The organism is Aureimonas endophytica (genome assembly GCF_014642635.1).
In the GTDB taxonomy this organism is placed as follows: domain Bacteria; phylum Pseudomonadota; class Alphaproteobacteria; order Rhizobiales; family Rhizobiaceae; genus Plantimonas; species Plantimonas endophytica.
In genome coordinates, this window is record NZ_BMIQ01000008.1 from 49,501 (window position 1) to 71,522 (window position 22,022).

The 22,022-nt window shown below is 63.2% G+C and carries 28 protein-coding genes; 2 read left to right on the forward strand and 26 right to left on the reverse strand.

From position 1 onward, the window contains the following. Positions 1–28: 28 nt before the first annotated feature. From IEY14_RS20750 to IEY14_RS20765, 4 genes are read right to left on the reverse strand one after another with little or no spacing between them, the layout of a single operon-like run. Positions 29–409 (reverse strand): phage-derived protein YdaY family protein, encoded by a 381-nt coding sequence (locus IEY14_RS20750; protein ID WP_188911929.1) that lies wholly within the window; start codon positions 407–409, stop codon positions 29–31. A 51-nt stretch (positions 410–460) separates the two neighbouring features. After that, a complete protein-coding gene (locus IEY14_RS20755; protein ID WP_188911931.1) occupies positions 461–766 on the reverse strand; it encodes a hypothetical protein in 306 nt (101 codons plus the stop codon). Positions 767–768: 2 nt separating this feature from the next. Continuing rightward, positions 769–1,266 carry a hypothetical protein gene (locus IEY14_RS20760; RefSeq protein ID WP_188911933.1) on the reverse strand — a complete coding sequence of 166 codons (498 nt, stop codon included), beginning with the start codon at positions 1,264–1,266 and terminating at the stop codon, positions 769–771. Between the two features lie 34 nt (positions 1,267–1,300). Continuing rightward, on the reverse strand, positions 1,301–1,711 hold the full coding sequence (locus tag IEY14_RS20765; protein WP_188911935.1) for a phage tail terminator-like protein: 411 nt from the start codon (positions 1,709–1,711) through the stop codon (positions 1,301–1,303). An 18-nt stretch (positions 1,712–1,729) separates the two neighbouring features. Here IEY14_RS20765 and IEY14_RS20770 point away from each other — a divergent pair, with 18 nt between their 5' ends. After that, entirely contained in the window at positions 1,730–1,933 is a 204-nt protein-coding gene (locus IEY14_RS20770; protein ID WP_188911937.1) for a hypothetical protein, read from the forward strand. On the opposite strand, the gene IEY14_RS20775 is transcribed toward IEY14_RS20770, so the two are convergent. The 13 genes from IEY14_RS20775 to nusG form a co-directional block, all read right to left on the reverse strand. Next, a complete protein-coding gene (locus IEY14_RS20775; protein WP_188911939.1) occupies positions 1,924–2,397 on the reverse strand; it encodes a hypothetical protein in 474 nt (157 codons plus the stop codon). The two genes, IEY14_RS20770 and IEY14_RS20775, sit on opposite strands and share 10 nt — an antisense overlap. Further along, positions 2,397–3,440: a phage minor head protein gene (locus IEY14_RS20780; RefSeq protein ID WP_188911941.1), complete on the reverse strand. Its 1,044-nt coding sequence runs from the start codon at positions 3,438–3,440 to the stop codon at positions 2,397–2,399. Before IEY14_RS20780 ends, IEY14_RS20775 begins: the two co-directional genes overlap by 1 nt. Beyond that, positions 3,440–3,604 (reverse strand): hypothetical protein, encoded by a 165-nt coding sequence (locus IEY14_RS20785; protein WP_188911943.1) that lies wholly within the window; start codon positions 3,602–3,604, stop codon positions 3,440–3,442. The genes IEY14_RS20780 and IEY14_RS20785 overlap by 1 nt, the downstream gene beginning before the upstream one ends. Continuing rightward, a complete protein-coding gene (locus tag IEY14_RS20790; protein ID WP_188911944.1) occupies positions 3,604–3,963 on the reverse strand; it encodes a hypothetical protein in 360 nt (119 codons plus the stop codon). The genes IEY14_RS20785 and IEY14_RS20790 overlap by 1 nt, the downstream gene beginning before the upstream one ends. Position 3,964: 1 nt before the next feature. Next, complete coding sequence (locus IEY14_RS20795; RefSeq protein WP_188911946.1) at positions 3,965–4,453, reverse strand: DnaT-like ssDNA-binding protein; 489 nt, start codon at positions 4,451–4,453, stop codon at positions 3,965–3,967. A gap of 3 nt (positions 4,454–4,456) precedes the next feature. Beyond that, positions 4,457–4,897, reverse strand: coding sequence for a hypothetical protein (locus IEY14_RS20800; protein WP_188911948.1), 441 nt, complete (start codon positions 4,895–4,897; stop codon positions 4,457–4,459). A gap of 212 nt (positions 4,898–5,109) precedes the next feature. Continuing rightward, complete coding sequence (locus tag IEY14_RS20805; RefSeq protein ID WP_188911950.1) at positions 5,110–6,150, reverse strand: major capsid protein; 1,041 nt, start codon at positions 6,148–6,150, stop codon at positions 5,110–5,112. Positions 6,151–6,161: 11 nt separating this feature from the next. Beyond that, on the reverse strand, positions 6,162–6,608 hold the full coding sequence (locus IEY14_RS20810; RefSeq protein ID WP_188911951.1) for a hypothetical protein: 447 nt from the start codon (positions 6,606–6,608) through the stop codon (positions 6,162–6,164). Position 6,609: 1 nt separating this feature from the next. Further along, the gene (locus IEY14_RS20815) at positions 6,610–7,746 is read right to left on the reverse strand and encodes a hypothetical protein (protein ID WP_188911952.1); all 1,137 of its coding nucleotides are present in this window, start codon (positions 7,744–7,746) and stop codon (positions 6,610–6,612) included. Between the two features lie 13 nt (positions 7,747–7,759). Then, the gene (locus IEY14_RS20820) at positions 7,760–9,136 is read right to left on the reverse strand and encodes an anti-CBASS protein Acb1 family protein (protein ID WP_188911953.1); all 1,377 of its coding nucleotides are present in this window, start codon (positions 9,134–9,136) and stop codon (positions 7,760–7,762) included. Beyond that, complete coding sequence (locus IEY14_RS20825) at positions 9,136–10,380, reverse strand: PBSX family phage terminase large subunit (RefSeq protein WP_188911954.1); 1,245 nt, start codon at positions 10,378–10,380, stop codon at positions 9,136–9,138. The genes IEY14_RS20820 and IEY14_RS20825 overlap by 1 nt, the downstream gene beginning before the upstream one ends. Next, entirely contained in the window at positions 10,361–10,657 is a 297-nt protein-coding gene (locus IEY14_RS20830; protein WP_188911955.1) for a hypothetical protein, read from the reverse strand. Before IEY14_RS20830 ends, IEY14_RS20825 begins: the two co-directional genes overlap by 20 nt. A gap of 471 nt (positions 10,658–11,128) precedes the next feature. Next, positions 11,129–11,695, reverse strand: a complete 567-nt coding sequence (nusG, locus tag IEY14_RS20835; RefSeq protein ID WP_188911956.1) for a transcription termination/antitermination protein NusG — start codon at positions 11,693–11,695, stop codon at positions 11,129–11,131. 475 nt (positions 11,696–12,170) lie between these two features. Here nusG and IEY14_RS20840 point away from each other — a divergent pair, with 475 nt between their 5' ends. After that, the gene (locus IEY14_RS20840; protein ID WP_188911957.1) at positions 12,171–13,007 is read left to right on the forward strand and encodes a DUF7946 domain-containing protein; all 837 of its coding nucleotides are present in this window, start codon (positions 12,171–12,173) and stop codon (positions 13,005–13,007) included. 16 nt (positions 13,008–13,023) lie between these two features. Here the strand turns inward: IEY14_RS20840 and IEY14_RS20845 are convergent, their stop codons facing one another. Genes IEY14_RS20845 through IEY14_RS20880 form a run of 9 tightly spaced genes read right to left on the reverse strand, consistent with a single transcriptional unit; the run spans position 13,024 to position 21,950 of the window. After that, a complete protein-coding gene (locus IEY14_RS20845) occupies positions 13,024–15,354 on the reverse strand; it encodes a bifunctional DNA primase/polymerase (RefSeq protein ID WP_188911959.1) in 2,331 nt (776 codons plus the stop codon). A gap of 1 nt (position 15,355) precedes the next feature. After that, positions 15,356–15,757 (reverse strand): hypothetical protein, encoded by a 402-nt coding sequence (locus IEY14_RS20850; protein ID WP_188911961.1) that lies wholly within the window; start codon positions 15,755–15,757, stop codon positions 15,356–15,358. Then, positions 15,744–16,256 carry a helix-turn-helix domain-containing protein gene (locus IEY14_RS20855; protein WP_188911963.1) on the reverse strand — a complete coding sequence of 171 codons (513 nt, stop codon included), beginning with the start codon at positions 16,254–16,256 and terminating at the stop codon, positions 15,744–15,746. The genes IEY14_RS20850 and IEY14_RS20855 overlap by 14 nt, the downstream gene beginning before the upstream one ends. Further along, positions 16,253–17,872 (reverse strand): DEAD/DEAH box helicase, encoded by a 1,620-nt coding sequence (locus IEY14_RS20860; RefSeq protein ID WP_244639623.1) that lies wholly within the window; start codon positions 17,870–17,872, stop codon positions 16,253–16,255. Before IEY14_RS20860 ends, IEY14_RS20855 begins: the two co-directional genes overlap by 4 nt. Further along, positions 17,869–18,771 (reverse strand): DNA-methyltransferase, encoded by a 903-nt coding sequence (locus tag IEY14_RS26020; RefSeq protein ID WP_244639614.1) that lies wholly within the window; start codon positions 18,769–18,771, stop codon positions 17,869–17,871. Before IEY14_RS26020 ends, IEY14_RS20860 begins: the two co-directional genes overlap by 4 nt. Then, positions 18,768–20,183, reverse strand: a complete 1,416-nt coding sequence (locus tag IEY14_RS20865) for a helicase-related protein (protein ID WP_188911968.1) — start codon at positions 20,181–20,183, stop codon at positions 18,768–18,770. Before IEY14_RS20865 ends, IEY14_RS26020 begins: the two co-directional genes overlap by 4 nt. Continuing rightward, positions 20,180–21,142: an oxidoreductase gene (locus IEY14_RS20870; protein ID WP_188911970.1), complete on the reverse strand. Its 963-nt coding sequence runs from the start codon at positions 21,140–21,142 to the stop codon at positions 20,180–20,182. Before IEY14_RS20870 ends, IEY14_RS20865 begins: the two co-directional genes overlap by 4 nt. After that, positions 21,142–21,699, reverse strand: a complete 558-nt coding sequence (locus IEY14_RS20875; RefSeq protein ID WP_188911972.1) for a helix-turn-helix domain-containing protein — start codon at positions 21,697–21,699, stop codon at positions 21,142–21,144. The genes IEY14_RS20870 and IEY14_RS20875 overlap by 1 nt, the downstream gene beginning before the upstream one ends. Then, a complete protein-coding gene (locus tag IEY14_RS20880; protein WP_210318517.1) occupies positions 21,699–21,950 on the reverse strand; it encodes a hypothetical protein in 252 nt (83 codons plus the stop codon). Before IEY14_RS20880 ends, IEY14_RS20875 begins: the two co-directional genes overlap by 1 nt. Positions 21,951–22,022: the final 72 nt, after the last annotated feature.

Sequence of the window (22,022 nt, forward strand, 5' to 3'; positions counted from 1 at the left end):
CCAGCGAGTTGCCAGCGGACGGCCGCCCTCAGTTTTTTACCGCGGCCTCGGTCTTCTCGCGGACACGACGATTGGCGATCCCGGCCGCGCGCTGCACGAGATCCTGGAAGTCGCGGTAGTCGGGGTTCAGAAGCCACTGGCGGGCGAGATCGGGATCATAGCCGACCTTCTCCTCGCCGCTGGTCAGGCCGCTCCAGTCGAGCAGCACGACCTCGTGCAGAAGCTCCTGCCGGATGCGCAGCATGGCCTCCGGCTTGATCGACCCGTCGGCTTCCAGATCGGCGCCATCTGCGGCCAACTGCTTGCGCGATAGCGCGAAGGCATAGGCGTCCGAGTCCGTGCCGCGGACCTTCAGCGACAGTCCTTCGATCGGCTTGAGGTCGGGCCCCGGAATGGCCTCCACCCACATGCCGTTCTCGAGGCTCGAACTGTCGCGGCGGAATGCGCTGATGTCCAAGGGTCAGCCCTTCTTGATGCCGGCTTCGATCTGGTCGGCGAAATGCGGATGGCTCTGGAGCAGAGCGAGGGCGCGCTCCTGGCTGAAGGTCCAGGGCTCGCCGTCGACCTCCATCGTGGACACACCCGCGATGTTCTTGGCGATGGTGCGCAGGCGAAGATGCTCCTTCGTCTCGCCCTCCTCCGCATCGACGGTTTCCTTGGCACCCTTGAGCCGCACGGTGACGCCGATCGGGTTGCCAAGGGTGTCGGCGAGGTCGACGGACGGAGCGGCCTTTTCGGCGGCCGTGGCCTTGTTCGTGTCGCTCATGATCAGGACGCCGAAGCCGGAACGAACACGACGTTCGTGTTGATCTCGATGGTGGACTGGATCATCTGCACGGTGTTGGCCGAGCCACCCTGACGGCTGAAACCCATGACGAGGCCGGCGAAATACTCCAGGGAGTTCTTCGGGCTGGCACCGGCCGTCGGCTTGTCGTTGCCTTCGATCTTAAAGGCGTAGTTGGCGTTCGTGGACGCGGCCGCCAGAAGCGCTGCCTGACCCGCGTCGCCGGGCACGAGGGCGAAGTTGTTCTGCATCGACCCGGCGTTCTTGGTGCCGCCCGTCTTGGTATCGCGCGCATAGGCGATAAGCTGGGTCGTGATCAGCGCACGGCTGTCACCATGGGCGCCTTCGGTCTCCCATCCGGCGATCTCGGTCCACGTGAGGGCCGAGAAGTCCGCGGCGGCGACGTCACCGGTCGACGGCAGGGCAAAGGAGGTCGTCGAGATCGAGATTTTCTTACCCGCGACCGGGTAGAGCTGCGGCATTGGATTGCTCCTGGTGGTTGGACGGCGGGTCCGGTTAGCTGAACGCTTCCCAGCTGATGGACACGGGCAGCATGGCCCGGCTGTCCTCGATCATGAGCCCAGCGACGGCCGGGCGTTCGGTGACGCGCACAGACGCGCTGGCATAGGTGCGGCGATCATCGCCGTCGAAGTGCGAGGCGAGGTCACCGGCGAGCGTCATGGCTGCGGTCTGCCCGGAGGACAGCGGCCACATGACATCGATCTGGTAGAGGCCCTGGAGGCGCTGGCTTTGGGCTCGGATCAGCCGGGACGCCACGCCGTTGGGCAGGAACGTCTCCCGCAGGTATTTGCCGTCTGGCGGCGGCGAGAAGTCGGTGTTCGTGAAGGCGATCGGCAGCGACCGGGCCTGGGCGAAGGCGATCAGGTGCGACCGCAGCGCCTGGAGGATGTCGGCCTCGATCGTCATGTGTTACCTCTGCCTGCGATGGCCGATCCGCTCGACGACACAGCCGCTTACGACCGCCTCTTTGCAGCGCTCCGCGAGCTCGGCACGTCGCCAGGCGCCACGGTGCGAGCGGACACGGCCCTCAAGGCCGCCCGTCGATCGCTCAACATTCTGATGTTCAGTCTGCTCAAGGCTGGCGAAGAGAGTGCCGACAAGCTGGATGGTGTGAAAGTTCAGGACTGAGCGAACGCGACCTTCGCGGCAGCGCGGCGAACCGACCGATTGACGATCTCAGACCAGTCCTGCGCCGCTTTGCGCACGAAGCCCCGGCCGGGCTGCGAATAGTATCGCCCCAAGCTGTCCACGCCGTCGAAGCCGTATTCGATGCGAGCCGCATAGGCCACGGTCCATCCAGCATAGATCGTCGTGCCGAGTGCGAAGCCTTCGATCTGTGCCGCGATCTCCGCGCCGCTGTAGACGGTCGGAGCGCCCTCCTCTGCCGTCTTGATCGGCGGCATTGCGGTGGCGCTGAGCGTCAATGAGGCCCGCAAGGTGCCTGTATCAACGGGCATGTTCCCGCCGCCACGGACCTCCATCGACGCCCTGTTGAGCAACTCTTCGACGCTCTCATGGAAGACGGCCTCGGCAAGAACCTCCGTCTCCTGAACCCATTTGGCGACCGCCGCGCTAAATGAAAGGTTGCTCATCAGGCCGCCTGCATCTTTCGCACCGCCACGCCGATGCGATCCACCTCATAGACCATGAAGCACCGGCAGCCGACGACCTCGCTCGCAGGCGCACTTGGATCGCACGGATGTTTGAGCATTGCGCCGGATGGCGAGACGAAGAACCCATCCATCGGCGCGCTCTTTCCATCCAGAATGCGATGCGTGAGCCGTACCCGCTCGTCTTTCGCGGATCGCCAGCGCTTCGTCACATCCTCATTGGCAATCTTGCCGCTGTCTATCTGCTGCCGGATCGCGTCGTCCCGACCCTTGGCCAGCGCCGTCATGGTCTCAGTTCGGGCCAGCATCTCGCCGCGGAGAGCGAGCAGACTGTCGGCATATCGTCCGGTGATGCGGGTGACGAGTTCGGCCGGGAGCGCGCTGCCCGACTTGATGGCGGCGTTGATGGTCCGATCGAACCGCTTGTCGCGCCTCTCGCGCTCCAGGAAGGCCTGTAGGCGCTTCGGATCGCCTGATGCCAGTTCTGCCCGCGCGGAAGCGACATAGCGCTCCTGGGCCGCCGTAAGGCCAATGATGCCGCCCGTGCGACGGTTGGTGGCTCGGTCGATGCGGCCCACGACGTCCAGGGCGGTCGCACGCGGGTTCTTGCCCTCCGCCAGTCCTTCAGACAGCGCGCCACGGATCGCCTCACGCTGGTCGGCGACGATGCGGGTCACGAGCGTCGAGGAGTGCTCCCGAAGCTGCCGCTCGCCCTCGGTGTTCCGGGTGCCGAACCGGAAGATGACGCGGGCGCCGGACGGCTCGCGAATGGCAGGGAGATTGCCGACCTCCGCTTCCCCTCCGCCGGCATAGGCATCGGCGATGGCGCGCTCCAGACGCTCGAAGGCCTGCGGGTCGAGCCCGATCGCCTCAATGGCGCCGTTCACATCGCCGCGCTCCAGGCGCTCCACGATCACCTTCAGCGTCACGCTGTTGGCGATGTCGTCAATGGCCGACAGAAACGCCGTGCGCACCTGCTCACCGTACTGGGCAAGCAGGCGGTCGATCTCGTCGCGGTAGGCCATCAGGAGCGCTGCTTCCGGAGATGGTCTTGGAAGGCCGGGTCATCTTCAAGCATCGCATCGCGGACAGCCATGAGGGCCATCAGGGTCTTCAGATGCTGCGCTGGAACAATCCAGACCAGCCAGGAGAGTAGTTGCCAAGCGATAATGCGCCTGATCTCCAACATTACGCCCTCGCCTGGATCTCGTAGAGCACGGTCGTTCCGCCGGGAGACAGCGGCATCACGTTGATGATTTCGAGCGTGTCGCCGGCCACCGTGATCCGGTCAGCGGAAGTCGGCACTATGTCGAGGCCTGACATGGCGACCAGCACCTTGCGATCGGACGAGCCGATCAGCGTGCTCTCGCGCTCCCGCACCGTGTAATCGGTGACGACGAGCTTGCAGGGGTGGTCGGAGATGGTCTGGGCAGGATCGGGCTCGTAGGCGCCCCCGGCACTCGACCGTCGGCGGATGGTGCCAGCCTGTCCGAAACGCGCGATGAGCCGATCGGCGGTAGCCTGGGACTTCGCATAGTCGAAGACCACGTCAGCACCCCACAGACCAGATGCCGAGGCCGGCAGTGGCCGGGCGGAGCAGAGGCGCGAGCAGCCCATCCACCGAGGAGATCAGCGGCGTGATGCTGGAAGCCGTGCCGTCGAGGATCGCGTCTTGGTACTCGACCTCCAGCGGGCCCACCTTCTCACGCTTCACCGCCGCCCCTGGCGCTCCGACTGCGGCGAGACTGCCGGGAGTGGATGCCTCCTGAAAGGCGGCGGCGTAAGAGGCGATTTCGACGGCCTTCGGAACGAGATCGCTCGGAATGCTGAGGCTGCCCATAAAGGCGCCAACACGTGGCCACGCCCGGTCCTGATCGAACGCGACGGGCAAACCGGCAAAGCGGGCGCCATAGGTGGCGTCCACGTAATCGCTGCCCCGTTGGCGAAGCACGGCAGGCGACGGGGCTCCGTTGGGCAGGCTGTATCCGTTACCCGTCAGCCAAGCCTGGAAGCCCGCGTCGCTGCCGTATCCCGCCATGGGTCAGTCCTTCGGGTTCGCCTTGACGAAGTCGGCCTTGTCCTCGTCCGACATGGCGTCGAAGCCGTCGAGCTCGGACTTGCGGAAGGACTTGGTCGCCTCCTCGCCATCCTTGGTGATGACGAGCCAGCCTGAACCCTTCTCCTTGACGGCATAGACCGCCGGGCCACCGACGCCCCCAGGTCCGACAGGCACATCGCCGACCGGCTCGCCCGTGCGGCCGCTTTCGTTCGTGGCGCCGACTTCGACCTCGCCGAGCTCGGGGTTCAGGACGGGAGTCTTGCCCTCGTCGCTGTCGCCGCCCGAGATGACCTCGTAGCGGCCCGCCCAGCCCGTGGGCTCGTCCTTGACATCGATCTCAGTGCCGATCGGGATCTCTCCGTCCTGGCCGTAGACGCCAGAGCTCTGCGCGCCCTCGTAGGGAGCCTTGATGCGGATTCGCATGGCTTGATTCCTTTACCGTTGCGCCTGCCAGCGCGGGCGTTTCGAGGGGTCGATGTGGCGGATACCGTGCCCAGGAACGACTGTTCGAAGCTCGCCAGTGAGCGCGCATTCCTGCAGCACCCATGGATAGTCGCGATCAATCGCTCTCCATCGGCGATACCCGAGCAAGACGAACAGTGAGAGGAGGCCCCGCAGCCAAGCGGAGCCTCGCATCAGATCACGACCGAGTAGAAGACGCCCGAGCGACCGTTCCAGTCCGCACGGATCTCGATGCCCATCGCGCCCATCTTGAGGAACTGATAGTTCGCGGTCGGGTAGTTGCGGGGCATCGCCTGCGTGTTCACCGCCATGCCGATCAGCGGCCGGATGTAATCCGCCGAGGGCACGAAGCCGAAAAAGGCGTTGCCGGTCAGCTCGAACGAGACCGCGATCTTGCCGATGCGGCGGTTGGCCTGAAGCTGCTGGAGGCGGGTGCCGAGCGAAAGGCCGGCGGAGGTGTTGACTTGGCGGTCGAGGTTCCGCGCGATCTCCGGCGAGATGTAGAGATTGACCGGCTGCGACACGAAGTTCGCGTCCAGCATCGCGCCGAACGGCCCGTTGAAGAACGCGTCGATCGCCGGCCAGTCGGCCGTGGTGAGATCGATGTTCGCGCCGCCGGTGCCGGAGCCGAGATTGATTGCCTTGGCGTAGGGCGACGTCTTGATGCCGTAGCCGGTATAGCCCTGGAAAACGACCGTCGCATCGCCGTTGAGCGCGTAGAGCGCCATGTCGCGGCGGATCTTGGCGGTGTGCGCCTCGTCGTCGTCGGCGATCGCGTCGAAGTTCTCGGACTGCTGCGTGTTCCACTCGCGCCATTCGCGACCATAGGCCGTCGAGAAGATCGGCACGGGCGAGCCGCGGTAGTCGTACTGGACCTTGTCCAGACCGACCGGCACCTGCCCCGAGATGGAGCGGGTCACCGAGCCGGCGTCGCCCGAGACGCGGTTCAGATGCACGATCTTGCCGATGTTGACGGTCTTGGCGAGCGGCATGAGGTCCGCCATCCAGGTCTGACCCTCATCGGCGCGCATGACGCGACGGGTGATGTCGTCGAGATCCTGCCAGGCGTCGCGCGGGAGGACCGAGGCGGCATTGCCGACAGCGGCCATGCCCTCTTCCGTGCGGTGGAAGAACTCGCGATTGAGGCAGACCTCGTCCCACCAGTTGCCGTGAGCTCGGGAGTTGGCGATCAGCTGATCGTCGAAATATCGCATCGCCGACCTCCTTAGGGCTTGATGTAGTTGCGGGCCGGGCGGACCGCGATGAGCTGGTCGGAGCCGGAGGTGTTGTTGTAGGCCTCACCCGCGAAGGCGATGACCTGATTGCCGGACACTGCCGCCACGAGGCGACCGTTGGCGTTGACGGCAAGTTCGGCGTCGAGCGCGATGTTGTTGCCGGTCGGGATCAGGGCCGCGAAGCTCTGCTCGTCCAGCAGTTCCAGAGCGACGATGCGGTCACCAGCGGGCCACGCCGTCTCGACCGGCTTCTGGGCGAGGTAGTTGTCCTGCACGACGAACATGCGGCCGCGCGTGGAAGCAGTGGCAGGAACGAACTTGCCGCCAGAGCGTGCGACCACGGTGCCCGGAAGCACGGAGGTGTCGCAGATGGCCTCATGGGCCTGCGGCAGCGTCTCGCTGGCCGGGCCACGGTTGATCTTGTTGTAGCGGCCCATCTTACTTCGTCTCCGCCTTGGGGGCCTTGAAGCCGTTGCCCTGGTTGCTGTTGCCGGCGAACGCGGGGTTCAGCGGCGCGGCGCCCTGCGGCTTGGCGTTCTTGGCCAGCGCGCGGGCGGCGTTGAGCGTCAGCTCCTTCGCGGCGGGCTCGTCCATCAGGTTCGCCTTCACGATCTTGCCGCGCAGCTCCTCGAGCTCGGCGTCATCCTTGGCCTTCTGGTTGGCGACGAGGGTGTTGTGCGCGTCCGTCATCGGCTTGACCGCCGCGGTGACCGCATTGCCGATAGCGGTGGCCAGGGCATCGGGCTTGAGCGCGTCCGCGAGGGAGTCCACCTTCGCGGAGAGCGCATCGAACTGCTCTTTCGAGACATTCGACATGTCGTTCTCCTGATTGTTGGTCTTGGGTTCCCGCTTGGCGCCTCCGAGGGCGTCCATGATGGCGGACTTCACTTGGTCCCAGATGCCGGCTTGCTCGCGACGCTGGAACGCTTCGACCAAGCGGGAACCCGCGTAGTCGATCTCTTGCTCGGCCATGTCGGCGAGAGCGGAATTGATGACCTCGACCTCTTCCGGCTGACCGGATGAGTTCACGAGCATGCCGACGCCCTTCTCGGGCGTGGCGGCGCCTGCCTCGTTCAGCAGGATGGCGTCGTGGTCGAAACGAATGCTGCGGGCGATGTGCTTGTGGTCGGCAGCGTTGGCCGCTTCCAGGACGCACAGGAGACCCGTGGAGGTGTGGACCGGCCCGCCCGCCTCAATGGCCGCGATCACCGCCTTGCCGCCCTCAGAGCGGTTGGCCACCTCAACATCAATCACCTTATCCAGCAGCACCCGGCCACCTTCCTGGCGGACGTTCTCGTTCCAGGCGCCGATGTGCCCGATGTTGATGCCCTCGGGATCGCTGGCGGAGACGAACTTGCCGTTGACCATCGGATGGCCGAGCGGCGCCGGGGTGCGCTCCAGGCTCTTGAACGAGGTCTTGATCTCGTCCGCCGGGTAGAGGATGCCGTTCATCACCACGTTGTCGGGCAGCGTGGCGCTGGGCACGATCAGGACGTCGCGGCCGTTGCGCTTTTCACGGCGCACGGCTTTCGCGTTCGCCAACGTGGTGACGTTGACGCGGACGGTCTTGGACAATGGATGGCTCCGGTTACTCGGCGGCCGGGTCTTCGTTGGCCGGCGGTGTGGTGGCGGCGGCCACATCCTCTTCGGATGCCGTGTCTCGCAGCTTCTCAGCTTCGCTCAGCGGTTCGTAGCCAACGGCGGCACGGATCTCCTCAGGTGTGAAGATCCACTCCCCTGAGGCCTGCATCTTGGCGTTGGTGTCGGCCATCTTCGAAGCGCGGTCGATCTTCTCGGCCATTGACGCTTCGGTGAGATCAGCCTGGTCAATGAACCAGTCCTTCTCGGGCAGGATACCAAACCGCACCAGCCGAGCGACGAGCTCCATGATCGCCGGGTGCGCGACGTTGGCCCTTCTGCCCATGCAGGTCTGCGCCCACTCGGCCGCGTCCTCTTGGCTGGCGCGTTCGCCGGTCTGCATGCCGACCAGGATCTTGACCGGCATGGAGATGGAGGCCGCGAAGCTCTGGAGAGCCACCCCGAAGAAGTGCTCTGGGCTCGGCAGGGTGACGGAGAGCGTCTTGGCTTCCATCCCCTGGAGCATGAGGAGCTGGTCGAAGCCCTTCTGCCAGTCGGCGACCTGGGCGTTCATTTTATCCGCCAGCTCTTCTGGCGTGACGCCCATGGCCTGGGCCATCAGGCCGATCTGCGCCTCCTTGTCGACCTGCAGCACCGGGGAGCTCTTGGCGTTCTTCCAGAACCCCTCACCGCCCGCACCCGAGACCTTCTCCATGGTCATCAGGTCGTTGTAGCCGGGCTCCAGAATGGACCGGCCGTTGATCGTCCCGTCCTCCGACCAGATGAGCACCCGATCGGGATGGATGCGCAATTGCCGGCGGGCCTTCGTGTCGCCGATGGCACTCTCGTCGAACTGATACCAGCGCGGCTCGCCATAGGTCTCGCTGGTCGCGTCCTGATCGTATTCGCCGACCTTGAGTTGGCCTTCCCAGACTGGCTCGACTCCCTTGAGGCCTTCCAGCCCGCCGGGAACGCGCCCGACCGGCTGATCGAATGCTTCACCATCGCCGAGCCGCAGGATCACGCCGGCATATCGCCCGACCATCGACATGCGGTCGGCTGTGGCCAGCTTCGACCAGAGCCGCAGCCGCTTGGCCGCAAGCCTGATCTCCCTCTCGAGCGGCGTTTCTTTCCTAGCCGTCTCGGACCCGTCTCGCTCCTGCTCAAGGAGAAATGGCTCGTCCTGCCACGTCTTCAGCGCCGTCTTGTCCACGCCCGCTGCGGCCACGCTGTTGCGGCAATACATGCGGTAGAGAAGGTCGAACGTCAGATCCGGCGGGAAGCCGAAGTCGCGGTTGTGGTCGTGCTTGGCGCCTGGGAAGAACCCAGGGAACATCACGTCGAGCCGGCGGGCCGCGTAGTTGCCGATGCGCGTCAGAGCGTTCATCACCGATTCCTTGACGACAGGAACATGGCGACGCTGCCGGACCGTTTGATCATCGGACCAACCGCGTATCGCAGTGCGTCGATGTAATGGTTGTGAGCATCAACGATGTCCGTCAGGATCTCCTGGGTAAGCCGGTCGATCTTGTAGGAGTAGAGGCGAGCCTCCTTCGCCAATTCGGTGCATCGGGAGTGAATCACGATGCGGCGGAAAGATCGCAGAAACTGAATACCGTCCTCGACGCTCCCTTTCCATTTCTCGACCGCCACCGAACGAGGCAGCCCGTGCCGAGAAAGAAAACTGATGGATTCCGGCCGAGCACTATCCCAGCGCGTCGTGTGACAGTCGAAGTCGGGAATGCGCTGTTTTAGGAAGTTCGTCGTATGATCGAGCTCCAGCCCAACCTTGCCGGCCTCGTGGCTGACGAAAAGCGTATCGCCGGAGACATAGCATCGAACCGCAGCGGTCGGGTCCTGTGCAAAGCCGAAGTCCCCGCCCTGGTACGGTCCATCCCATGATGGCGAAACCTCGAAGTCTCGGACCTCCCACTTCCCCGCCAGCACCTGCCGATCGGAATTCGTGAGATAGCCACCCTCCCAAACGTGCTGATAGGTATCAGGATCGAGCCTAGACTGATCGGAAAGGCGTTCGGCTTCCAGAACTGAGGGAAACCATGGATTGTCGCGCCAGTTCAGCTCGACGATTTTCGCGCCCTCCGGCGGGCTGACCCGAAATCGCTTATTCGTCGGGCTGTCGATCTTCTCCGGGTTCCAAGTCAGCCAGATCTCAGAACCGTCCTCGCGAACCGTTGGCGTAAGCTTTCGCCACGCCGCCTCTGTGACGTTCTCGGCCTCGTCAATCCAGGCGATGAGAATGCGCGCTTTCGATTTCAAGCTATCGAGATTGTGCCGCAGTCCAGCGAAGCGAAAGTCGACACGGCCAGGAAGGCCTGTCGTGCGGATGTACTTTTCGCCGAGGTCGAAGAACGGCGCGAGCCAAGCCTCATCAGCGATCGCCGACTTGACCTCGCTCATCGAGCTCTCGTCGAGGCTGTTCATGAACTCGCGGCCGCAGAGCACGACGCCGCTCTGGCCGTTGGCTGCCGCCTGATAGGCTCGGATAGCAGCCATCTTTGCGAAGGTGCGCGTTTTGCCAGAGCCGCGACCTCCATAGGAGCCACGATAGCGAGCGTCGCCAAGGAAGACAGGTCGAAGCTTCGGCGGAAGCCTAACCCTCGCCGTCGCCATCGGCGTCGACCAGCTCGATGCGGGTTATAAGTTCGACCGGACCGCCATCGGCTCCGGAAAGCTGAAGAGGTAGAACTTTGCCGAGGAGACCGGCGAACGCCTTCACGTCCTCCTTAGCGACGCGCCGCAGATAGCCGACAAGACCGCCATCGCCAGCATCGTTCTCTCCGACCTCTTCAGCGGCCTGAAGGATGGCTTCCTTCAGCTGTCGCGTCGTCTTGTTCTGCGAGCCTTTGGCACGGCCGCCACGGCGCTCGCCGGGTTTGGAGCCGCGCATTGCTATTCTCCGACTATTTTAGCCACGGGCCAGTTTGGCATCCCTTCGCCGCGCCCACCGGTTGCCGACATCAGCGAGCCATTCCGGCTTGGGAAGCATCGGGGTCGCGGGGCGCACAGCAAAGGCTTGAGGCAGCGCGATCGCCAGCAGGCACGCCAGGAGTTTCCCTCGCTTCGATGCCATAGGCGATCCGATCTTATCGACTTTGGCTAAGGTGGGGTAAGATGGCTCAGGACGACGTTGACCGCCTCAAAATGGTTGCGCCGCATCAGAAGCCACGCCAATGACAATCCGATGCGGCGCCCGGAACCACCGCTGGGGGAGGATACCATACGGCGGATGCGAAAAAGGCCCGCTTTCGCGAGCCCATAAACCTACATCCTCGACGAACGCTTGCCGCGTCGTCCGGGTGCGCCCTGCGGTCCGCCCTTACGGGTTCCGCGAGGATCGACGCATCGACCGAGTGGAGAATTACGCCGCCTTCGCAAGACTGGCAAGGGGCACTTCGATAAACCTGTGGGATCCGAGCATCTGCCCCACAACCTTTGCTGCATGTCGGCCAAAATAATCATCGAATACAAACTCGATCCCGGACAACCGACCTTTCGTCACCACGACCCTATCACCGGGTTCGAATGAATGCGGAACATCCTCGCCCTCCCCGTCCACGTCCTTCTCGCTGAAGGCGCCTGCCAACTCCAGCGTGCGAAACTCGTCGACCACGTCGGCGCGAATTCGAACGTATCGCTCTTGCCGCCCCTCGTCGTCAGTCATCTCTCGCCCCAGGATCTTGGCGACGCCATCCACCTTGCGCAAGTCGTAGAACCAAGGCGTGTCGCGTGACAGCCCGGCGAAAAGATATCCAGTCAACAAGGGAAACCGCACAGACTGTTTTGTGCGCATATGCCGACGTCGAACGAGTTTGACGCCTCGTGGCAAATGAACGTGAAAGCCTGCAGCGTGCAGGCCAGCAGCGGCACGCTCCTCGCATCGCGGGTTGGTGCGGACGACGTACCACGAGGGCTGGTCGGAAGTCATAGGTGGGCTCCTGCGGTGGCGACGCGGAGCCCGTGACGGAATGCTACGAGCAAGATGGAGAATGATTTACTGGCGCCGGATCGTCAAGGCGCTGGCCTACGTGTTCACTGGGCACGATGCGTAGTTCACGTAGTTCACACCCTCTCGCGTATACACCCCAAATTCCCATCCGAAAGCCATCTAGGGTAGCATTATGAGGACAATCAGGAGAACTACGTTAACTACGTGAACTACGAACTTATATGACTGATATATATAGATATTTTCATATTTCGTTGTTCACGCCGTAGTTCACGTAGTTCACGCGGTTCCGTTCAGAATTGCGATTTTGTTCATCTCGTAGTTCACGTGGTTCACGGTCGATCGTGAACAACGACGTGAACTACGCTGCGCACAATTTTCGCTGGCAGACTCATCTGATCCGAGAGAGATTGGCCTTCTCGCTGCGGTTGGGCAGCGATGGGAGGCTTACGGGATGAAAGACCAGATCGGCGATGGCCTTCTCATTCGTTATGACGGTCTCGACGCGGCCAATCATGAGATTGAACTAGGATCGCTAGCGGAGAGCTTGAAGGGGCTTTCTAGGATCATCGGCGTAACCGGTAATTTCGTGGCGACCGAGCGCTTTGTTCAGCATCGCGACGCCATGAGTGTTAAGGTGGTCGTAAGGCCGCCGGAGGCACACTGCTTCGAAGTGATGGCCTATGTGAAATGGGCGGCGGAAAACCCGCTGATATCCGGCACACTGGCGACCTTACTCGCGGGCTTGATCACCTATATATTCAAGCGCGCAGCGGGCCAACGTGAGGAAATGCGCGCAATTAAAGACAGCCTGGACAAGGCGATCCAAGCCCTAGGACATCGTGACCAGAATCAAATCGATCGGATGATGGATACGATCGATCGTCTGGCTGACGCTTTGCGCCCGGCTGCTCGCCAAGCAGTCGCGCCGATCGGCAACACCGCCGCGAGCCTGACTGTCGGGAACGCTGATCGCACCGAAAGCGTGACCATTGGAGCGGCGGAGCGCGACGCCATTCTGTCAGATAGCGAAATCGACGTTGGCGACGAACGCGACTTCCGGGTGATGATCTCAGAACTCGATATGGAGACCGGCGCGTGCCGTGTTTCGCTCGCTGATGATCTGGAAACTCGAATTGGGGCGCGGATCACCGATCCGGCTTTTGCCCAGGCGAATAATCCTTACGTCTCAGCAATGGCCTCGCGGCGACCCATTGGCGTTCGAGCAAAGCCAACCCTCCGCGACGGCGTCATCGAGCGACTTTTTATCAGCGACTTCCTGAGAAACTGAAGCGGCAGAGCTCGTTTCAAACCCGAATTCGATACCACTTCGCTTTCGGCCCGCCGGCAGCCGGCGCCACGTCCTCTGACACAATCTCATCCGCCTCCTCCATCGCCTTGAGGAGGTCGTTCAGGTCACGGGCGCGAAGACTGTGCTGCATGGCGACGAGCAGCGCCTTGCGCTGGATGCGCCCGCCTCGGCTCTTGATGATGCGCCGGATCTTCTGAGCCTGCGACTGGTGTTCGCTATTCGAAAGGTAGTCCTGGGCGCCAAGGAGCATCATCGCAGAACTCGTTTCGGCCATGGCGATACCAAACTCGATGTCACGCAGCGAGACGCTCTCCTGGCCGCCGACACGGCCGATAGCAACGACCGTCGCAATGCGGACGGCCATCTCCACGGTTCGAGCGTAGAAGGCGGACGTGGCCGGGTCCTCGATCTTCGCCTCCGTCGCCGTCTTGAACGTCTCGAACGCGCCTTGCGCCTCCGCATCCTGCCACGGCAGCTCACGGCGGACGTCCGATGGGTTGGCGGCGGAGTCGTTGCGTCGGCCGAGCTGGACGGCGCCGGACCGCTCGTAGATCGATTTCAAGCCATCCAGGATGCATTGCGGCACGACATGCGGATCGAAGTCCGGATCGCGGTCGATCGAGCGCTGGTCGCCGCCGACGAGCGTGAAGCGATTGACCGTGCCGTCCTCGATCGCCGCACCCTCGAGCGCGCGCCAGAACTGTTCAGGCGTCGACACGCCGTAGATCGACAGCGCCGGCGCATGGATGGTCGACGCCGAGCGACCCGCCCATTCCGGCGACTGGTACTCGCCAAAGCTGATGCCCCACATGGAGCGCAGCACCTTGGCCACCGACCGCTCGAAGCTCGACGCCTTCTTGTGAAGGATGCGGGCCATGAAGTCGCCGAACTCGTCCATGGGGCAGACGGTCAGCGGCGAGCGCAGAAGGAAGTTGATCACAGCCGGCATAGAAATGAATTCGGAGGGCCCGACATGCATACCGAGCTGCGCCGCCCGCATGATGCGCGCGATCTGCTGAAGGGCATGGTCCTTTCCCTGTCCCGTCGGCGCGAGGCCGAGAACATAGAGATGAGTGCCGGAACCCGTCGGGCCGACGAACTGGCGACCTGCCGCCGTCCCGACGATGGTCAGTGCGGCGCCGAGCGCGAGCGAGGGCTGCGGCCGCCTAGCCGTGTCGCAGATCCATTGCGCGATATCGCCGACGAGCCCCTCCGGGAATTCCGCGGGCCGCACGATCACGCGCTCCTGCAGCACGGGTGCATCGACCACCTCGCCGTCGGCAGTCGTGATCGTGCCGTCGGGATGCTCGATCAGAACCTTGGCGTCGAAGCTTGCGCGCAGGGCATCAGCGATCCTGGCTCCATGGTCGATCGCAGCCCTGTCCTCCGGCATGTGCGCAATGCGAATGGCCGATAAGTCGGCGCCGTAGCGACGAGAGATTTCTGCGAGACTGCCCAGGCTAATGCCGGAAGAGCGGAAGGATCGCCATTTCGCTGCGACCTCCCCCTGGCGATACTTCGTGCCGCGCGAGCTCCAGGCGTCAGCGATCGAGAAGCCTGTCGAGGATCCGCCGGTCGCCGCATGGACGGCCATCAGAGCCTGGATCCATTCGTCATAGCCGCAGTCTGACGGCACGTGCGAGAGAAGCTCGGCGATCTCGTCTGCCGACGTCTCATCCTCAACCGTACGATCATATCGTATGGTTGGGTTCCCTTCATTCAGGCCATGCCGCTCGGAGCCGTCAGCATCACTCTGGCCGCCTGGGGTCGGTCCTCGTTTTGCCAGTGTTTGAGCCAGCCATTGTGGCACCTCGATCGCTTCGGACAGGTCTCCATCAAGGTCGTAGGTTCTGCCATCGGCCATGATAGCGCCGGGGGCGACGACATAACCGCCGTTGCCTCGCACATCGATACCAGGCGGCAGGGCGCCGCGATTGTTGGTGAAGCTCCCATCCTGCCGGAAAAAGAAATGACACCCCTCGTTGGGCGTCGCCACCACAGGCATGCCGCTCGGTTCGAAGCCATGAGCGGCCATCAGGTCGCGCCATGCTTCAACTCCGTCCACATCAGCCGCGTGCCTGTCTGCGTCCACGACAAGCAACCCGGACTTGGCGAGATCGAGAGCTGGCGCGGCATCAGGCCAACGCCGCCACCAATGGCGGATCTCCTTCTCGTCGGTCGATGAATTTTCTCGCCACCGGAAGAACGGCACCGGACGTTTCGCTTTCTCTCCTCCCGACTGCACCGGGAAAACGGCGAGACCCTGCCGCGCCAGCGATAGCGCGACAGTCAGGTTCCATGGTTCATCCGACTGGGATCCGGTCATCTCAGAACGGCGCCTCATCACGCAGCTTGATCTTCAGAGCCGATCGATATCCGGCCACCATCCGCCGGTTCGCCTCGAAGAACTCCGCTTGGCTGAATTCCCGGAAATCGAACTTTCCAATTTCCTCGCAGAAAGCCTCGAGGGCATGGCCGCCTTCGTGCGACGCCAAGCTTTCGATTCTGGTAAAATCCTCTTGGCGCATGTCGTATGAGTTCCTTGCGATCTCGATGCAGTCTGGATCGTCGCAGATCCAGAGAATGGGGCGATCGGGCGTCCCCCGAGAACTGCGAGGCGCGTAGCCGATACCTGTCGCCTCTCGGGCGCAGACGCCGCAGACCGTGTCGTCGAAGCGATCGACCTGCTCCCCGCTTCGTTGCTCCTTCCAGGCGTCAGGCTTTGCCACGACGACGCTCCAGCCGCTTCTGCGGCCACCGCTGGACAGAGTGCAGCACGGTCGTATGATCGCGACCGCCGAAGACGCGTCCGATCATCGGATATGACACCTGCAGCCTTCGTCTCACCCAATAGATCGCCGCCATGCGGACACGCGCGATCTGCCGCTTTCTCGATGGGCCTTTCAGGTCGTCGACCGACACGCCAGTGGCGCGTGAAAAGCGTCGGATGATGCTATGGGCGGACAACCGCTCGAACTTGGATGCTGTCGCAAGCCATTCCTTGATCCTCTGCTCCCGGGCAGCGTGAAGCGCTTCCGCTTTTTCTTCTTCTTCCCGCTTTCGATCGATTGGATTGGGTTCAGCGATCTCGGGATCAGTCTTCTGCGCTTCAGCTTCCACTGAACGCATTCGCTCTTCGAAGCTGATGCGTCTGGCTTCTGGATCGGGAACGAACGTGACCCCTCGCGCGATCGCGCCGCGCATCGTGTTGGTAGCGAGGATCCTCATGCCGCCTGCGCTCCGAACTCACGCCCGACCACGCGCTGATATTTGCCTTCCTGCTTGACGAAGATGGCCGCTGGCATGGTCAGTTCTGACGATCGGTCGAGGAACTCGTCGACATCGTCCGGATAGGGTGTCGTGCCCTGGTGGCGCGACCACCATTCCGCCGCCTTGCGCCCGGCATAGCCATCGTGCTCAGGGCAGACCCATTCCGATACGCGTGTCAGGCCGACGACGTAATCGACGCGGATGGTCGGTGGCGACCCAGCCTTCTCCCAGCGGCGCAGCTGCCAGTCGACAACACCGAAACTCTGCGGACGCTGCGGCTCGGACGAAAGGATCGTCGCGTTCGCATCGGCCTCGGCTTCGTGCTTCGGCTTCTCGTTGTGCGGCCACTCGTAGCCGCATTCCTTGCAGGAGCTGGCATTGAGCGCGGCCATGCTTTCGCAGTTCGGGCATGCCTTCGACCGGACCTCGCCGACCTCGACCTTGCCGTCCGTCTTGCCGGACTTCGACGGTCCGACAGACACGGCGTCGACCGGCCCATGCCGGCGGATGTTGCCGGCGAAGTCGAGGACGAGGCAGTTCTCCTTGCCATTCGCAAGGCGTGTCCCGCGACCGACGATCTGGACGTAAAGGCCGGTGGAGAGCGTCGGGCGGAGCATGACGACGAGATCAGTCGCCGGTGCGTCGAAGCCGGTCGTTAGGACGTTCGCGTTTGTCAGGCAGCGAATGCGGCCGCAACGAAAGTCTTGGATGATCCGATCTCGTTCGGCGGTCGGCGTGTCTCCTGTAACCGTCTCGGCGTGAATGCCCCGCGCTCGCATCGCATCACGGACTTCGATGGCATGCGCGACGCCGGAGCAAAAGACGAGCCAGGAGCGCCGGTCTTGTCCGAAACGGATCGTCTCATCGACCGCGCGCCGGATGAGGTCGTCATCCATGGCCGCGGCCTCCAGAGAGCCCGCGACGAATTCTCCGCCGCGTCGCTGGACCGAGGAGACGTCGATCTCCGACGCCGATGCCTTCGAGATCAACGGCGAGAGATGGCCATCGGCGATGCCCTGCCCGATGCCATAGGAGAACACGGTTTCGTCGAAGAGCCGATCGGCGCCGGCGTCCAGCCGCCCACTGTCGAGGCGATAGGGCGTCGCCGAGAAGCCGGCCACGCGCATGTCGGCGCCCGGCAGTGCCGCCAGATCGTCGAGCAGTCGGCGATACATCCCGTTGCCGGCGTTCGGCACGAGGTGGCACTCGTCGATGAGAACGAGATCACGCCGCCCAAGCTCGCGCGCCTTGCGGTAGACCGACTGGACGGATGCGAAGACGATCTGCCGATAGCTCTCGCGCTTGCCGAGGCCGGCGGAATAGAGACCGATCGGGGCCTGCGGCCAGAGCCGCTGCACGGCCGCGCAGTTCTGCGCGACAAGTTCCTTCACATGGACGAGCATCAGGACGCGGAGATCCGGGAAGTTCGAGAGAAGACGCCGGGTCAGCTCGGCGATGACGACGCTCTTTCCCGTGCCCGTCGCGAGGTCCACCAGCGGATTTCCGCCGCCGGCGTTCCAGTAGTCGAGCGTCGTCGCGATTGCGTCTTCCTGGTAGGATCGAAGGGCGATCATGCCGCGGCCATCCCGTCGAAGAGTGAGCCATGGAAGGTGGCGTCGGAAACGTTCGAGAGGTTGCGAACGGCTTGGCGGAAGTAGGCCTCCTTTAGCTCGAAGCCGATGAAGCGCCGCTTCGTGCGCAGCGCGCCCCAGCCCTCGGATCCGATGCCCATGAAGGGCGATAGGATCGCGTCGCCTTCGTTCGACCAAAGCCTGATCGCGCGCTCGATCAGATCGAGCTGCAAAGGACAGAGATGCTTCTCGTCCCGCTCCTCACGGGCAGCACGAGCCGACAGGACGTCGGTTTGGTCGATGTCCATCCAGACGGGCGATGCCCATTGCTGCCACTGTGAGACCGGGAAGAGAGCCTTGTCCTTGCCAACAGGCTCTACCGTCTTCTCGTCGTCCGGCGTCTTCCGGAACACAAGAACGTAGTCTGGCAGTCCCTGGCGAGACCGGGCGCTGTCCTTGCAGAGCGTTTTGTAGAGGAGGCCATGCGCCTTCGTGCGCTGCATCTCAACGACCGGATCCTTCCAGACCGTGATCCGGGAATGGTAGGTCCAGCCGGCGGCCAGATGCGCTTCGATGATCGCTCCGGGCATGTCCCAGAGGCCGGCCTCGCCATGCATCGATTTCGTGCGCGGCATGTCGGTGCAATGGACGGCCGTGAGGCGGCCCGGCTTGGTGACGCGATGTAACTCGTGAAGCAGGAAGCCGTAATGCTCGAGGAATTCTGCATCGCTCGACGCGTTGCCCATGTCGCGCTCGCTGTCGGAATATATGAACAGGTGCGAGAACGGCGGCGAATAGATCGAGAAGCCGACCGAGGCGTCAGGCAGGGCGCGAACGCCTTCGACGCAGTCTGCGTGGTAGGCGCTGAAACCGTCGCCGTGATGCACGTTGAGAACGTTCATGCCGACAACCAGGCTGGCAGCCCGGCCTCCATGTTGGGGGAATAGGTGATCTTTCGTTCATGCGATTGGTGCGCGGCGCGCATGGCGCCCTGCATCTCGCGCTTCATCGCGGCATGGTCACCGGCCTTACGGTCGATGACGCGCTTGATGGCGGCTTCTGTGTCGGCCATCGCGATATGAACTTCGACGGGCCGGGTTTGCCCGAACCGCCAGCACCGGCGGATGGCCTGATAGTAGTTCTCGTAGGAGAATGAGAGCCCGACGAACGCCATACGAGCGCAGTGCTGCCAGTTCAGGCCATAGCCGGCGATCGATGGCTTAGTGACGAGGACCCGGAGGCTGCCACGAGAGAACGCGTCGAGACGCGCTTCCTTGGTCGCGAGCGGCATCGACCCGCGCACTTCCTGTGCGTCCGGCATGCGCGCATTGACGGCGTCCGCCTCATAGTCCGTGTCGCACCAGACGATCCAGCTTTCTTCCGGATCGCTGTCAATGCATTCGGCGACGAGATCGGCCCGATCATCGACCGTCAGTCGCTTCTCGACGTGGATGGACGTGGCGGACGTGTCGGGCATGCGGAACAATCGTCCCTGCCCGGCGAACTTCCCTCGCTTCTCCTCGCCGGCGTCGACAGATCGATCGGCGTGGACAAGATGCTCTCGCACGATGATGGGCGGCAGGACATAAGCGCCGTCGTCGAAGCCGAGATCAGAGGGCAAGGAGACGCAGCGCGCCCACGAAGCGACCCAGCGCCAGAAGTCGGCGACGGCATGACCCTTGATGCGCCAAGTGCCGGTATCGGCGCTGTCGTGGATGAACCACCGCGGTAGCATTTCGTCGCGCCGCATGACGCCGAGAAATTCCGCATGGGTGCCGAGCTCGGTATGGTCATTTGGAGCCGGCGTCGCCGTGCAGCAGAGCCGATATGGGATGCCGGCAAACGCCTGGATAAGCTTGCGGGTCGTGACGCCGGCAAAGCTCTTCAGGATAGAGCTTTCATCCAGGATCACGCCGCCGAACCTCGACACGACGAAGTTGTCGAGACGCTCATAGTTCGTGACGTAGATCCGGGCGCCTTCGATCTCGTCACCGGCCCGAACGTATCGGGCGTCGATGCCGAACCGCGCAGCCTCGCGCTCGTGCTGATACCCGACGGCCAGCGGCGCAAGCATCAAGACAGGCTTTCCGGTCCGTTCGACAACGAACCTGCCCCATTCAAGTGCGCAGAATGATTTGCCGAGACCGGTATCGAGGAAGAGCGCCGCGCATCCGGCGCGAAGGGCAAACTCCGTCGCCGCCCGCTGATGCGGGAAGAGATCGGGATGAAGGTCGATCGCGCCTTCGAACCCGCGTGGCGTAAAGGCAACCGCCTTCCTAGCGATCAGATCCTCGTAAGTGGCGAGCGCGCTCATGCCGCCGCCTCGCTGTCGTTCCCGCCGTCGATCCACGACGAACCGTCGGGCATCCGATAGGTGACGGTCGATTCGTCGGGAGACACATCGATCTGATCTCCGGGGACGAGCTCCGGAATGAACAGATGATCCGGGCAGCCCATCTCCTGATCGGACAGGAGCAAAGCGCTGCCATGCTTCTCGCAGTGCCAGGCGGCTTCGCCTCCCATGACCGGCGTCGAATGAAGGCAGGTCCGGCAGTTGCGGGGGGCAAAGACACCTTCATGGCAGACGCTGCGCGCGCTGCAGAAGCGACACCGGAAGTCGTCGGCATCATCGCTGACCTTCGCTGGCGGCCGCACGGCATGCAAGATCCGCTCGACCTTCGCCATGATGCCGATCGCTTGCGTCGCGTCGTAGCGGATCCGTTCCCCGTAGATCGCGTCGTCGTTCTTGTTCTTGGCGTAGTAAAAGAACCGGTGGATGCCGGAGCAGTGCATCTCCGCTTGTGCCTGAACCACATGTTCGGGCTTTGCCACCGCGACGCCGACGCGGGTCAGCTGCAAGAAGCTCTTGTCGTTGTGCGTTTTGATGCCGATAACATGCTCGGCCTTCCACGCCTCGACGAAGCCGTGACCCCGGCCGTCGGCCTTGACGACGAAGTGGCCGTCGAGCGCCTCCCAAGTCCACTGATCGCCGGTCTCTGGATCGCGATCGCTGCAGCGGACGCCGGCGGCCCGAAGGTTGTCGAACGCGCGCGGCTCTTCGAGATGCCCGGTTTGGAACAGTCGAAGCATGCGGCCGGAATGGCGCTCCGGCTCATAGGCCCAGCGGAACTGATACCAGATCGACCGCTCGCAGGAACGACCGATCATGGATCCGGACAGTCGGCGCTGATGCCGAGGACGCTGGCGCCGCTCGAGAGACTCGTCGATTGCCGTGATCGTCGGAGAAAGGAAGGTTTGCGGAAGGAGGACCATTAGGCGATCCCTCCAGCATTTTTTTGCTGCCGCTCTGCTAGCCAGACCGCGACAGACGCCTTTTGAAAGAGTGTCCTGGCGCCGATACGGGTAGCTGGGATTCCGTCTGCACCAGCTTGCCAGCGATGAATGGTTCGCACCGTTACGCCAAGATCGCGTGCGAGCTCCGTCACCGTAAGATATTCATGGAGGAGCCCCGGTTTTACCGCCTCCTCAGGTGCCTTTGAATGTTTCTCACGATCAACATCGCTTGCATTCTTGGCGAAGTATGCGCCGCACCAATCGTTATCAAAGACGCTAGGCCATCCAGTCCAGCGACTGAACTCGTCGCTTTCTTCGTTGATGTGATCGAACAACCTCTGAAAGGCTTTCCCCTGTTCCGATTTTTCATGCGGGCTACCGACATAAAGCTCCGCTGCACTTACAAGTGCGGCCAGCAATCCTCGGAACTCGGCGTTAGCGATCGTCGGCTTTGGGGGGTTCTTCCGACATTCGCCGTACTCGCGAACTCCGGACCGATCCCAAAAAATACAATTTGAACAGCGGCGGTCGCCCATCACTCGTCGCCCTCCAGCACACGCTGCTCGGTCCGGATGATGCGGATGATCGTGTCCGGCGCGCGGTAGCGCTCGACGTCGATGCCGGCCTTCTTCAGCAGCTTCTCGTCGAGCCGACCCTTGCGGCGCTGCTCGCTCACCTTGGCGATGAACTCCTCGCCGCCGTAGCTCTCGGCGTCTTCCATCTGGTTGAGGACGATCGCCTTGATGCGCTCCTCTTCCTCTTCCCAGCGCTTCTTCTCGCGACGCACCAAAGCCAGACGATCGACGGGGTGCCGGTTGTCGAACGCTCTTTCGTTGCCCTTGTGTGGGCGCAGTTGTCC